The 12784-nt window shown below is 75.4% G+C and carries 10 protein-coding genes; 6 read left to right on the top strand and 4 right to left on the bottom strand.

All coding sequences use genetic code 11. From position 1 onward, the window contains the following. The first annotated feature begins 30 nt into the window (after positions 1-30). Both AB0H71_RS03965 and AB0H71_RS03960 read left to right on the top strand, forming a co-directional pair. On the top strand, positions 31-2910 hold the full coding sequence (locus AB0H71_RS03965) for a BTAD domain-containing putative transcriptional regulator (protein ID WP_357014583.1): 2880 nt from the start codon (positions 31-33) through the stop codon (positions 2908-2910). Between the two features lie 10 nt (positions 2911-2920). Further along, positions 2921-3718: an SDR family NAD(P)-dependent oxidoreductase gene (locus tag AB0H71_RS03960; RefSeq protein ID WP_357014582.1), complete on the top strand. Its 798-nt coding sequence runs from the start codon at positions 2921-2923 to the stop codon at positions 3716-3718. On the opposite strand, the gene AB0H71_RS03955 is transcribed toward AB0H71_RS03960, so the two are convergent. Together AB0H71_RS03955 and AB0H71_RS03950 are read right to left on the bottom strand one after the other, a co-directional pair. Continuing rightward, entirely contained in the window at positions 3712-4653 is a 942-nt protein-coding gene (locus AB0H71_RS03955) for a DUF2332 domain-containing protein (protein ID WP_357014580.1), read from the bottom strand. The genes AB0H71_RS03960 and AB0H71_RS03955 overlap by 7 nt on opposite strands. Further along, positions 4650-5015, bottom strand: a complete 366-nt coding sequence (locus AB0H71_RS03950; RefSeq protein WP_357014578.1) for a MerR family transcriptional regulator — start codon at positions 5013-5015, stop codon at positions 4650-4652. Before AB0H71_RS03950 ends, AB0H71_RS03955 begins: the two co-directional genes overlap by 4 nt. Before the next feature lie 48 nt (positions 5016-5063). Between AB0H71_RS03950 and AB0H71_RS03945 the strand changes: the two genes are divergently transcribed. Both AB0H71_RS03945 and AB0H71_RS03940 read left to right on the top strand, forming a co-directional pair. Next, positions 5064-6182: an alkene reductase gene (locus AB0H71_RS03945; RefSeq protein ID WP_357014577.1), complete on the top strand. Its 1119-nt coding sequence runs from the start codon at positions 5064-5066 to the stop codon at positions 6180-6182. A gap of 78 nt (positions 6183-6260) precedes the next feature. Continuing rightward, entirely contained in the window at positions 6261-7922 is a 1662-nt protein-coding gene (locus AB0H71_RS03940) for an alpha/beta hydrolase (RefSeq protein ID WP_357014575.1), read from the top strand. Between the two features lies 1 nt (position 7923). On the opposite strand, the gene AB0H71_RS03935 is transcribed toward AB0H71_RS03940, so the two are convergent. Beyond that, positions 7924-9015 (bottom strand): alanine racemase, encoded by a 1092-nt coding sequence (locus AB0H71_RS03935; protein ID WP_357014573.1) that lies wholly within the window; start codon positions 9013-9015, stop codon positions 7924-7926. A gap of 121 nt (positions 9016-9136) precedes the next feature. On the opposite strand from AB0H71_RS03935, the gene helR reads away from it, so the two are divergent. Continuing rightward, positions 9137-11326 (top strand): RNA polymerase recycling motor ATPase HelR, encoded by a 2190-nt coding sequence (gene helR / locus AB0H71_RS03930; RefSeq protein ID WP_357014571.1) that lies wholly within the window; start codon positions 9137-9139, stop codon positions 11324-11326. 2 nt (positions 11327-11328) lie between these two features. On the opposite strand, the gene AB0H71_RS03925 is transcribed toward helR, so the two are convergent. After that, entirely contained in the window at positions 11329-11751 is a 423-nt protein-coding gene (locus AB0H71_RS03925; protein WP_357014570.1) for a VOC family protein, read from the bottom strand. A gap of 155 nt (positions 11752-11906) precedes the next feature. Here AB0H71_RS03925 and AB0H71_RS03920 point away from each other — a divergent pair, with 155 nt between their 5' ends. Next, entirely contained in the window at positions 11907-12779 is an 873-nt protein-coding gene (locus tag AB0H71_RS03920; RefSeq protein ID WP_357014568.1) for a cyclopropane mycolic acid synthase family methyltransferase, read from the top strand. The last annotated feature ends 5 nt before the right edge of the window (positions 12780-12784 follow it).

The following is a 12784-nucleotide window of genomic DNA, read 5'->3' as shown; positions in this document are numbered from 1 at the left end:
GCGCGGTTGCGAGCACGGAATCGGGGCCGGATGGAGTTCGAGGTACTCGGGGCGCTGCGGGTGCGGCACGCGGGCGGCGCGGTCGCGCTCGGCAGCCGGGCGCAGCGGGTGCTGCTCAGCGTGCTGCTGGCGCGGGCGGGGTCGGTGGTCTCCACCGATCGGCTGATCCAGGCGCTCTGGGGCGAGCGGCCGCCGCCGACCGCGCTGCGCACCCTGCACAGCCATATCGCCCGGCTGCGCGGCGCGCTGCACGCCGATGGCGCCGAGCGGCTGCACACCCGCCCGCCCGGCTACCTGCTGCACGCCGAGTCGGTGGACGCCGCCGAGTTCACCCGGCTGCTCGGCGCGGCCCGCGACGCCGATCCGGAGCGGGCCCGGCAGCTGCTCGACACCGCGCTCGCGCTCTGGCGCGGCCCGGCCTACGCGGAGTTCGCCGAGCTGGACGCGGTGCGCCCGGAGGCGGAGCGGCTCGCCGCGCTGCGGGTGGAGGCGGTGGAGGAGCGGTTCGAGGCGGCGCTGGCGACCGACCGGGGGGACGGGCTGGTCGCCGCGCTGCAGGCGCACGTGGGGGAGTACCCGGTGCGGGAGCGCCCGGTCGGGCAGCTGGCGCGGGCGCTGTACCGGGAGGGGCGGCAGGCCGAGGCGCTCGCGGTGCTGCGGGCGCTGCGGGCCCGGCTCGCCGACGAGCTGGGGGTCGAGCCATCGGCGGCGGTGCGGGCGCTGGAAACGGCGGTGCTGCGCCAGGATCCGCGGCTCGCGGCGGCACCGGCGGTGGCGCGCGCGGTGCCGCTGCCGGAGACCGCGCTGATCGGCAGGGAGGATGAGCTGGCGGCGATCGCCGGCGGGTTGCGCGAGCACCGCGTGCTCACGCTCACCGGTCCGGGCGGGGTCGGCAAGACCACACTCGCGCTGCACGCCGCGCGGGCGGCGGGCACCCCGGCGGCCTGGTGCGAATTCGCCCCGCTCACCAGCGATGCCGTGGTGCAGGCCGTGGCGACCGCGGTCGGGGCGCGCCGCCAGCCGGGCACCGGCCTCACCGATTCGCTGCTCGCGCTGCTGGCCGAGCGCGAACTGCTCCTCGTGCTGGACAACTGCGAGCACGTCCTCGACGAGGTCGCGCGGCTGGTCACCGCGATCCAGCGCGGCTGCCCGCTGGTGACCGTGCTGGCCACGAGCAGGGCCGCGCTCGGCGTGCCCGGCGAGTACCTGCGCCCGATTCCGCCGCTCGCCCTGCCGGATTCGCCGGAGGACGCCGCCGCCCCCGCGGTCCGGCTCTTCGCCGAGCGCGCCGGGGCCGTGCGCCCCGGCCTGGTGCTGGACCGGGCGAACCTGCGGCACATCGCCGAGGTGTGCCGCAGGCTGGACGGGCTGCCGCTGGCGCTCGAGCTGGCGGCGGCCCGGGTGCGGGTGCTCAACCCCGCCGACCTCGCCGCCCGGCTCGGCGATCCGCTCGACGCCGCGGGCGCCCGCAGTCTGCGCGCGGTGCTCGACTGGTCGTACGCGCTGCTCGGCCCGGCCGAACAGCGGCTCCTGGCCCGGCTCTCGGTCTTCCACGGCGGGTTCGGGGCCGCCGCCGCGGCGACCGTGAACGGCGCCCCCGCGCTGGAGCCGCTCACCGCCCTCGTCGACAACTCGCTGGTCACGGTGGCGGAATCCGCGGAGGAGACCCGGTTCGCGATGCTGGAGACGGTGCGCGAGTACGGCGCCGAGCTGCTGCGCCGCCGCGGCGAGGCGGACACCGCGCTCGACCGGCACGCCGCCTGGTTCACCGAGCTCGCCGAGCGCGCCGACGCCGGGCTGCGCGGCCCCGACGAGGCGCACTGGCACGCCGTCGTCACCGCCGACCTGGACAATCTGCGCGCCGCGCACCGGCACGCCGTCGCCGCGGGCGACACCGACCGCGCGCTCCGGCTCAGCGCCGGGCTCGCGCTCGCGGTGCTCTACCGCTTCCCGGACGAGGTGGTGGCCTGGGGCGAGACCGCGCTCACCCTGCCCGGCGCGGCCGGGCACCGGCACTACCCGGCGGTCTGCGCCGCGGTCGGCGAGGCGCTGACCTTCGGCGGGGAGCACGGGCGCGCGCTCGGCGTCGCCGAGGCCGCGCTGGCCCCGCTGCCCCCGGACGCGCCGGAGCGCATGCCGCTGCTCAAGATTCGCGCCGCGGTCGCGCTCTACCGGGGCGAGCTGGGCGCCTGCGGCGCCGCCACCGCCGAGCTGCTCACCCTGGCCGAGCGCGCGGGCAGCCACTGGTACGCGGCCGAGGCGCTGCTCTTCGCCGGACTCGCCCGCACCTACGCGGGTGCCCCCGCGGACGGGCTCGCGCTGGCCGAGCGCAACCTGCGCGCCGCCGCGGCCGCGGGCAACCCGAGCCTGCGCGCTTGGGCGCTCTACAACCGGGCCGAGGCGCTGGCCGTGCTCGACCCGGCGGCGGCGCTGCTCGGTTACAGCGAGGTCGTGGCACTGGCGGCCACCGTGTACAGCGTGTACGCGGCCAATGTCGCGCATGTCGGGCTGGCCGCCCTGCACCTGCGGGCGGAGCGGATCCCGGAGGCGCTGGAGGCCTTCGGCGCGGCGGTGCGCGGGTGGCGGGCCATGCAGGTCTGGCACCACCAGCGCAGCACGCTGCGCGCCCTGCTTCCGCTGCTGGCCCGGGTCGCCGAGCGGGAGGCGGCGGTCCTGCTCGGTGCGCTGGAGCGCGGCGAGCCCGGGTTCGGCGCGGATGCCGAGGCGATGGCGCCGGTCGCCGCGGCACTGCGGACGGCGCTCGGCGAGGTCGCCTGCGCGCGGGCGCGGGCCGAGGGGTCGGTGCTGAGCCGGGAGGCGGTGGCCGACACCGCCCTCGCGGCGCTCACCGCGGCGGCGATTCGGATCGGCTCGAGCGGGACGGCGGACCCGGCCGCCCGCACTGGCTAGCGTGGGCCGCGTGGAGCTGCATCTGGAGGGTAAGCGCGCCATCGTGACCGGTGGCAGCAAGGGGATCGGGCTGGCCGTTGCCCGCGGGCTGGCGGCGGAGGGCGTCGACCTGGTGCTCGCCGCCCGCTCGGCCGAGCCGCTGGCCGAGGCGGCGCGGACGCTGGCCGCCGAGAGCGGGCGGCGCGTGCTCGCGGTGCCGACCGACACCGGCGACGACGAGCAGGTGCGCGCCCTGGTCGAGCGGACCGTCGCCGAGTTCGGCGGCGTCGACATCCTGGTGAACTCGGCCGCCACCCCGTGGAGCGCGGGCGCCCCCGCCGACCTCGCCGCCACCTCCGACGAGCTGGTGCGCCACGAGGTGGAGATCAAGGTGCTCGGCTACCTGCGCACCGCCCGCGCGGTGGCGCCGCACCTGGTGGCGCAGGGCTGGGGCCGGATCATCAATATCAGCGGTCTCGGTGCCCGCCAGGCCAACTCCATCGCGCAGACCATCCGCAATGTCGGCGTCTCCGCGCTCACCAAGAACCTGGCCGACGAGCTCGGCCCGCACGGGGTCAATGTCACCGTCGTGCACCCCGGCCGCACCCGCACCGAGCGGCTCACCGACCGGCTCGCCGCGCAGGCCGCCGAGTCCGGCACCGAGGTGGCCGAACTCGAATCCGCGCTGGCGCAGAACTCCATCCGCCGGATCATCGACGCGAGCGAGGTCGCCGATGTCGTCACCTTCCTCGCCTCGCCGCGCAGTATCGCCCTGACCGGCGACGCCATCGCCGCGGGCGGCGGTGTCCCGGGCCCGGTCTACTACTGAATCCAGTGCAGCGACTGCCCGTGCGGCCCGGTGAACGCCACCGCGCGCTGGTCCACCGCGAGCACGAACTGCCGTGGTGGCGGCTCCGGCGCGAAGTCCGGGAAGACGCCGGGCGCCTCGTTGGAGACCCAGTGGCAGGGGAGGCCGGTGACGGTGCGGCGGAAGCGTTCCCGCTCCGGCGGGCTCAGGTAGCCGAGGACGGCGCTGTGGAAGACGACGACGGTGGCGGCCGAGGCGAGTTCGTGCACGAGGTCGGCCAGGTGCTCGTTGAGATCGCCCGCGATGAGCCTGGGCGGCTCGGCGGCGGCGATGTCGAGCGCGGCGCGCAGCCGCTCCACCCGCGCGGCCTGCCCCGGCCAGACCAGGGTCTCCAGCCAGCGCCGGTCGTCCGGGTCGGCGGGGTTCAGCGGGTGCAGGTCGATCCCGGCCCGGTGCGCGACCTGCGGTAGCCGGGCGGGGAAGGGGACCGGCCCGGTCGCCGTGCACGCCAGCCGGACCGCCGACGGGCCGTCCGCCGGCTCCAGGCGCGGCCCACCGGCGTAGTCGTAGCCGAAGCGGTCCGGGTACAGGCACAGCCCGGCCGAGGCGCCGACCTCGATCAGCGCCAGCGGCCCGGCGAACCGGGCCAGCGCGGGCAGCAGCACCGCCGCCCGGCCGACCTCGTTGGTCTGCGTGCGCCGGGCCAGCGCGGTGGCCCGGACGGCGGGCCAGTGCTGCACCAGCCAGGCCGGGAATCGCTCCGCCGCGATGCCGTCGGCGCCGTGCAGCCGCGCGGCGGCGAGGATCAGGTTGGGCTGCCGCTTATCGGCGGGCAGCGTGCCGATCAGCGCCTGCGCGGAGGCGTCGGTGGCGACGCTCGTCGCCCATTCCTCGTACACCGGGGACTCGCCGCGGGCCTCTCGCTCGGCGAAGGCCAGGTAGCGCTCGGCGCTCACGCGGAGTCCCCGCCCGCCGCGCGCAGCACCGCGTCCAGGACCTCGCGGGTGTGCCGCAGGTCGTGCAGCGCGCGGTCGATGCGCGCGCGCTCGGCGGTGAGCTTGTCCACCAGGAAGGGGGTGGCGGCGGCGTTGGGGGTGCCGTCGGCATCGTGGATGCAGGGGAGCAGTTCGCCGACGGTGTCGCTGTTCAGCCCGGCCGCGAACATCTGCTGGATCCGCTCGACCCTGGTCACCGCGGTCTCGTCGTACTCCCGCTGCCCGCCGGAGCCGCGCTCGGCGTGCAGCAGCCCGCGTTCCTCGTAGTAGCGCAGCGAGCGCACGCTGACCCCGGTGCGCGCGGCCAGTTCGCCGATCCGCATCACAGCTCCCTTGACCTGACATCAATGTGAGGTTCTAGCGTACGGCACATGTACCTGCTGACCGAGTACCGCACCGCCGACCTGACCCTGCCGAACCGCATCGTGCTCGCCCCGATGACCCGGCTGCGCTCGCACCCGGACGGCTCGCCGACCGCCGATGTCGCCGATTTCTACGCCCAGCGCGCCGCCGCCGGGCTGATCGTCACCGAGGGCATCTGGCCGCACTCCACCGGGCAGAGCGAGGCCTGGGTCCCCGGCCTGCAGACCGCCGCGCACATCGAGGCCTGGCGGGTGGTGACCGCGGCCGTGCACGCGCGCGGCGGCCGGATCGTCGCCCAGCTCATGCACGGCGGCCGGAAGAACCACCCGCGCGGGCGGATCGACGGCTCGCACCCCGCCGGGCCGTCGGCGGTGGTGGATCCGGAGCCGGTGCACCTGATCGCGGGCGGCAAGGCGGCGCCGATCGTGCCCGCCGCACTGACCCGGGACGAGATCCGCGCGCTGCCGGGACAGTTCGCGGCCGCCGCGCGCAATGCCGTCGCCGCCGGGTTCGACGCGGTGGAGCTGCACGGCGCGAACAGCTACCTGCTGCACCAGTTCCTGGCCGACAACACCAACCTGCGCACCGACGAGTACGGCGGCTCGATCGCGAACCGCCTGCGCGCCCCGCTCGCCGTCGTGGACGCGGTCGCCGCGGCGATCGGCGCGCGGCGCACCGCCATCCGGCTCTCGCCGGGCAATCCGCAGTTCCACATGGCCGAAGCCGACCCCGCGCCGCTGTACCGCGCCCTCGTCGCCGAACTGGACCGGCGCGGGCTGGCCTACCTGCACCTCACCGACAACGACCGGTACCGGGCGCTGGCCGATCTGCGGCCGCGCTGGCACGGCACGCTGATCGGCAATATCGGCGAGAACCGGGCGCCGACCGACGCGGCGAGCGCGGAAGCGGCGCTGCGCGCCGGGCACGCCGACCTGATCTCCTTCGGCCGCGCCTGGATCGCCAACCCCGACCTGGTGCACCGGATCGCGCACGGGCTGCCGCTCGCGGCGATCCGCGCAGAGCGGCTCTACGGCCGGGATGCCCGCGGCTACACCGACTACCCGGCGCACGCAGGCACCGAAACCCGAACGGCAATCGGGGCGCCGCTCCGCGCGAACGGCCGGTGAACACCGCGCGGCTGTGTACCCTGCTCACACGCGATCGTGCCCGGACTCCGCCGGTCGCGCCCCGGAAGGAGCATGGCCGTGCTCGATTCGCCCGACGTGGAAACGTCGCCCCGGCAGGGTTTCCTGCGCGCCCCGCACCCGGTCGGGCTGGCCTGGGCGCTGCTGTTCTTCGTCTGGTCCATGACGCCGTCGCTGCTGCCGCGGGTCTGGTACCTGCAGGGCGTGGCGACGGGGCTGTCGATGATCGCCGGGTACGGGATCGGCGTGCTCATCGCCTGGGTGATCCGGCGCTGCGGCGTCGAACCGGAGTGGTCGGCGCGCACCCGGCGGATCGGCTGGTGGACGCTGGCCGCCGCGGCGGCGATCCTGGTGCCGCTGTTCCTCGTCCTCGGCTCGTGGTGGCAGCAGATCATCCGCGACCTGGTCGGGGTTCCGCGCGCGGAGCGCTCCTACTACCTGCTGGTGCTGCTGATCGCGGTGGTCGTCGCGGTGCTGCTGCTCGCCGCGGGGCGCGGGCTGCGCGCCGCGGCCGCGGGGCTGACCCGGCTCGGCGGCCGCTGGCTCCCGGCGCCGGTGGCCCGGCTCGCCGCGGTGGTGCTGGTGGCGGTGGTCGTGGTGGTGCTGCTCAACGGCGCGCTGTACCGCGGGCTGCTCGGGGCGGCCGAGGAGTCGGCCAAGATCGCCGATCAGGGCACCGCGGAGGGCGTCGAGCAGCCGCGGAGCCCCGAGCGCTCCGGCTCGCCCGCCTCGGCCGAGCCCTGGGATTCGCTGGGCAAGGAGGGCCGCACCTTCGTGGCGGGCGGCCCGAGCGCCGAGCGGATCGCCGCGGTCACCGGCGCGCCCGCCCGCACCCCGATCCGGGTGTACGCGGGCCGCGAGTCCGCCGACACCGTCGCGGGCGTCGCGGATCGGGTCGTCGCCGAGCTGGAGCGCACCGGCGGCTTCGACCGCCGGGTGCTCGCGGTGGTCACCACCACCGGGCGCGGCTGGGTGAACGGCAATGTGGCGTCGAGCTTCGAGTACGTGGGCGGCGGCGACACCGCCATCGCCGCCATGCAGTACTCCTACCTGCCCAGCCCGCTCGCCTTCATCGCCGACCGGGAGACGCCGCAGGTGGCCGGGCGGGCGCTGTTCGAGGCGGTGTCCAAGGCGTGGGCGGCGCGGCCGGAGGACCGGCGGCCGCGGCTGATGGTCTTCGGCGAGAGCCTCGGCTCCTACGGCGGCCAGTCCGCCTTCGCCTCCGGCCCGGACCTGGTGGCCCGCACCGACGGCGCGCTGCTGGTCGGCACCCCGAACTTCGCCGAGCCCTGGGGCCGGATCACCGCCGAGCGCGACCCGGGCTCGCTCGAGCGACTCCCGGTGGTGGACGGCGGCGAGCACATCCGCTTCGCCTCCCGCCCGGAGGACGCCGCGCTCCCGGCGCCGTGGGAGTTCCCGCGGCTGGTGTTCTGGCAGCATGCCAGCGACCCGATCACCTGGTGGTCGTTCGAGCTGCTGTGGCACCGCCCGGACTGGCTGCGCGAGCCGCTCGGCCCCGACGTCGACCCCGGCATGCGCTGGATCCCGGTCGTCACCTTCTGGCAGGTGACGCTGGACATGGTCTTCTCCGCCGAGGTACCCGCCGGGTTCGGCCACAGCTACGGCCCCGAGGCCGCCCAGCTCTGGGCGCGGATCCTGGATCCGCCCGGCTGGGACGCCGCCGCCACCGAGCGGGTCGAGAGCGCCCTGCGCGGCGGCTGATTCACCAGCCGCCGTGCCGCGGCAGCGGCGTGAGCGCGCCGTCCTCCAGCACGTGGTAGCGCTGGTACTGCGCGGCGGTGGCGCAGGCGTGGTTGGGCAGCACCCGCAGCCGGGTGCCGACCGGCAGCGCGGGCAGCGGGCGGCCGCTGCCGGGGCGCAGCGCGAGCACGCCGTGCTCCTGGCTGGCGCCGGTCACGAGCAGGTCCGGGAGCGGGGCTCCGGCGAGGTCGGTGACCAGGCCGTACCCCTGGTCGACCGGCTGCTCGGCGGTGCCGCGGTCGCGGGAGAGCGCCATCCAGCCGCCGTCGGTGAGGATCCAGCCCCTGTCCGGCCGGTGCCCGATCACGGTGACGACCACCGAGAGCGCCAGGTCGTCGAGGGTGCAGATGCCGAGCCCGGCCATCACCAGGTCGAAGAAGAGGTAGACGCCCGCCCTGACCTCGGTGACGCCGGTGAGGTCGCGCACGGTGTGCGCGGTCGGGGTGGAGCCGAGGCTCACCACCGGGCAGCCGTGCCCCGCCGCGCGCAGCACCTCCGCCGCACCGACGACGGCGTCCCGCTCGCCGCGCGCCGCCGCGGCCTGCGCCTCGGGGGTGAAGGCGTGGTAGGAGCCGCCCGCGTGGGTGAGCACCCCGGCCAGCCGGTCGCCGAGCACCGCGCCGATCTCCGGGAGCAGCGGGTCGTCCGGGCGCAGCCCGGCGCGGCTGCCGTCCGCGTCGATCTCGATCAGCGCCGGAATCCCCGCCGCCGCGACGGCCCGCGCCTGGTCGAGGCTGTCCAGCAGCACGGTGAGCGCGACCCCGCGCGCCCGCAGCGCGGCCACCCTGGCCAGCTTGTTCGGTGCGATCCCGACGGCGTAGACGATGTCGTGGTAGCCGGCGTCGGCGAAGTACTCGGCCTCGGCGAGCGTGGAGACGGTGATGGGCGCGCGGCCGTGCACCCGCCGGACCAGCTCCGCGGACTTGACCGTCTTGACGTGCAGCCGCAGCGGAACGCCGAGCCCGTCGAGCCGATCGCGCAGCCGGGCGGCATTGCGGTCGACGCGGCCGAGATCGACCAGGGCGAAGGGGGTGTCGGGAAGCTCCGAAGGCATGCGCACGTCTCGTTCCCGTCCTCATTCTATCGCGGACCCCCGGGCTTGCGGCAAGGCCCCGGTACTCCCGCACAATAGCCCGCCGGAGCCGGAAGCTGCGGAAACGCGGGAAGTGAGGGGCATGACTGCCGAGGGGTACGACGCGGAGCTGCGCGCCGAGCAGGGGTACGTCGCCGGGCTCTACGAACGGCTGGACGCCGAGCGCGCCCGCACCCGCGAGCGCCACGCCGCGGCGCTGCGGGCGGAGGGCAATTCCCCGCTGGAGCGCGATGCCGAGGTGCGCACGCTCGGCCGGGAGGTCGCGCGGCTGAACGTCGCGGACAACGGGCTGTGCTTCGGGCGGCTGGACAGCGCGGACGGAGCGCGGTCCTATATCGGGCGCATCGGCTTGTTCGACGAGTCCGCCGAATTCGAGCCGCTGCTGCTGGACTGGCGGGCGCCGGCGGCGCGGCCGTTCTACGTGGCCACCGCCGCGCACCCGGAGAACATGCGGCGCAGGCGGCAGTTCCACACCCGCGGCCGCGCCGTCACCGCCTTCACCGACGAGGTGCTCGGCCGTCCCGGCGCGGGCGAGGGCGGGGACGCGGCGCTGCTGGCGGCGGTGAACGCGCCGCGCGGGGCCGGCATGCGCGACATCGTCGCGACCATCCAGGCCGAGCAGGACGAGATCATCCGGCTCGCGCACTCCGGGGTGCTGGTGATCGAGGGCGGTCCGGGCACCGGCAAGACCGTGGTCGCGCTGCACCGGGTCGCCTACCTGCTCTACACGCAGCGCGCGCAGCTGGAGCGCAACGGGGTGCTCGTGGTCGGGCCGAACCCGGCCTTCCTGCGGCACATCGGCCGGGTGCTGCCCGCGCTCGGCGAGACGAACGTCGTCTTCACCACCACCGGCGACCTGGTGCCCGGGCTGCGTGTCACCGCCGAGGACACCCCGGCGGCGGCCCGGCTCAAGGGCTCGCTCGACATCCTGCCGGTGCTGGCCGCCGCGGTGGCCGACCGGCAGCCGCTGCCGGAGCACCCGATCGAGTTCGCACTGCGCGATGTCACGGTCCGGCTCGACGCCGACACCGTGGCGTGGGCGCGGCAGGAGGCGCGGGAGAGCGGGCGGCCGCACAACGAGGCGCGCGCGGTCTGGACCGAGATCGTGAGCTACGTGCTCACCGAGCGGGCCGCCGCCCGGGTCGGCCGGGGCTGGCTCACCCGCGACGACCGCGAGGCGTGGGCGAACCTGCGCGCCGATCTGACCGCCGAGCTGGCCGAGCTGGAGACCTTCACCGCCGCCGTGGACCAGCTGTGGCCGCTCCTGACCCCGCGGCAGCTGCTCGCCGCGCTCTACGAATCGCCGGAGCGGCTGGCCGCGGCGGGCGCCGACCCGGCGCTGCTGCGCGCCGACGGCACCGCCTGGACCGTCTCCGACGTGCCGCTGCTGGACGAGCTGGCCGACCTGCTCGGCCCGGTCCACCCCGGCGACGGCGCGGCCGAGCGGGCGGAGCGCGCCGAGGCCGCCTACGCCGCCGGTGTGCTCGACATCCTGGTGAGCCGGGAGGACTCCATGGACGACGAGGACCACCTCTTCGCCTCGGACCTGCTCTACGGCACCGATCTGGCCGAGCGCTTCGTCGAGCGCGACACCCGCGACCTGGCCGAGCGCGCCGCCGCCGACCGGGACTGGACCTACCGGCACGTGGTCGTGGACGAGGCGCAGGAGCTCTCCGAGATGGACTGGCGGGTGCTCATGCGGCGCTGCCCGAGCCACTCCTTCACCATCGTCGGCGATCTGGCGCAGCGCCGCTCCCCGGCCGGGGCCACGAGCTGGGGTGCGGTGCTCGACCGGTACGTGCCGGGGCGCTGGCGATACCGGCCGCTCACCGTGAACTACCGGACCCCGGCGGAGATCATGGGGATCGCGGCGGCGGTGCTCGCCGAGTTCGCGCCCGCGGTGCGCCCGCCGGAGTCGGTGCGGGCCTCCGGGGTCCGGCCCTGGTCCCGGCGGCTCGCCGCGGACGAGATCGCCGAGGCGGTGGCGGAATTCGAGCGCGCGGAGGCCGCGCGGCCCGGAACCGCCGTGGTGATCGGGCCGCCGTGGGTGCCCGGCGCGGTGCCCGCCGCCGCGACCAAGGGGCTGGAGTACGACGCGGTGCTGGTGGTGGAGCCGGCGGCGATCCTGGCCGACGGCCCGCGCGGCGCCGCCGAGCTCTACGTCGCGCTCACCCGCGCCACCCAGCGGCTCGGGGTGCTGCACCGCGGCGAGCTCCCGCCCGCGCTGCGCGGGCTGGAGCCGCTTCCGGAATCGGAGCGGCAGCGCCGGTAGGCTCAGCCCGGCAGGAAGTAGACGACCTCCCAGAGGTGCCCGTCGGGGTCGCCGAAGTACCCGGCGTAGATCCCCCACGGCCGCTCCAGCGGAGCCCGCACCACGCTGCCGCCCGCCGCGGCGGCCCGCTCCAGCAGGTCGTCGACGGCGTCGCGCCGGTCGACGAACCAGCCGAGGCTCACCCCGGACCCGGTCACCCGCTCCGGGGTGAGCCCGGCGTCCTTGGCCAGGTCGTCGCGGCCGTAGAGCGACAGGATGAGCCCGTTGCCGAGCGTGAGCATGGCGGTGGCGCCACCCGGCCGCTCGGCGTCGCCCTCGTACTCGGTGCCGATGATGCCGGGGAACTCCAGCCCGAGGCCGTCCCGGTAGAACCGCAGCGAGCGTTCCAGGTCTCGCACTCCCAGGGTTATCGCGCTGAACGTCATGGGGCCAGTGAACTCCGCCGCCGGTGGGGCGTCTTGCACGGATCGGACAGCGGGGCGAAAACCGGTTGTTTGCCGGTTTTTTATGGTGGTAGAGCGCGCCCGCTTGCCGATCGATAGCTGTGCTCGACGACCCACTGACGAACAAGGAGCGCGTTGTGTCCGGTTTGGCCCCGTTCTACTCCGATGTCCAGTCGCACTACGACCTGTCCGACGACTTCTTCGCGCTCTTTCTAGACCCCAGCCGCACCTACAGCTGCGCCTACTTCGAACGCCCGGACATGACGCTGGAGGAGGCGCAGCGGGCCAAGGTCGACCTGGCGCTGGGCAAGTGCGAGATCGAGCCGGGGATGACCCTGCTCGACGTCGGCTGCGGCTGGGGCTCGGTCATGCTGCGCGCCATGGAGCGCTACGACGCGAACGTCATCGGGCTGACGCTGAGCAAGAACCAGCACGAGCACGTCGCCGACCTGCTGGAGGCGCACCGCGGGCGGCGCAGTGCCGAGGTGTTGCTGCAGGGCTGGGAGGAGTTCGACCGCCCGGTGGACCGGATCGTCAGCATCGGCGCCTTCGAGCACTTCCGGCGCGAGCGCTACGACCAGTTCTTCGAGCGCTGTCACGCCATCCTCCCGGCGGACGGGAAGATGCTGCTGCACACCATCGTGCAGTTCGACCGGCACGAGATCCGGGCCAAGGGGCTGCCGATCAACCGCGAGGTGCTCGAGTTCGCGCGCTTCATCGCCCGCGAGATCTTCCCGGGCGGGGAGCTCCCGCAGCCGGAGTGGGTGATCGACGGCGCCGAGCGGGCCGGGTTCGAGGTGACCCGGGTGCACCCGCTGGGCCCGAACTACGCCATCACCCTGGACCGCTGGGCCGAGGCGCTGGCCGCGCACCGCGACGAGGCGATCGCGCTCACCTCGCCGCAGACCTACGACACCTACATCAAGTATTTGACCGGCTGCGCGGAGTTCTTCCGCGACGGCTACATCGACATCATGCAGTTCAGCCTGGCCAAGCCCGGCGCCGCCTGACCCGC

Origin of the sequence: Nocardia sp. NPDC050697 (genome assembly GCF_040654395.1) — a bacterium.
In the GTDB taxonomy this organism is placed as follows: domain Bacteria; phylum Actinomycetota; class Actinomycetes; order Mycobacteriales; family Mycobacteriaceae; genus Nocardia.
This window is presented reverse-complemented; position numbering and strand designations above follow the sequence as displayed.

What these genes read in the sequence shown, in the direction of transcription:
- AB0H71_RS03965 (WP_357014583.1), top strand. Translation starts at nt 31, where the DNA reads ATGGAGTTCGAGGTACTCGGGGCGCTGCGGGTGCGGCACGCGGGCGGC.
- AB0H71_RS03950 (WP_357014578.1), bottom strand. Translation starts at nt 5,015, where the DNA reads ATGCGGATCGGCGAACTGGCCGCGCGCACCGGGGTCAGCGTGCGCTCG.
- AB0H71_RS03945 (WP_357014577.1), top strand. Translation starts at nt 5,064, where the DNA reads ATGTACCTGCTGACCGAGTACCGCACCGCCGACCTGACCCTGCCGAAC.
- AB0H71_RS03935 (WP_357014573.1), bottom strand. Translation starts at nt 9,015, where the DNA reads ATGCCTTCGGAGCTTCCCGACACCCCCTTCGCCCTGGTCGATCTCGGC.
- helR (WP_357014571.1), top strand. Translation starts at nt 9,137, where the DNA reads ATGACTGCCGAGGGGTACGACGCGGAGCTGCGCGCCGAGCAGGGGTAC.
- AB0H71_RS03925 (WP_357014570.1), bottom strand. Translation starts at nt 11,751, where the DNA reads ATGACGTTCAGCGCGATAACCCTGGGAGTGCGAGACCTGGAACGCTCG.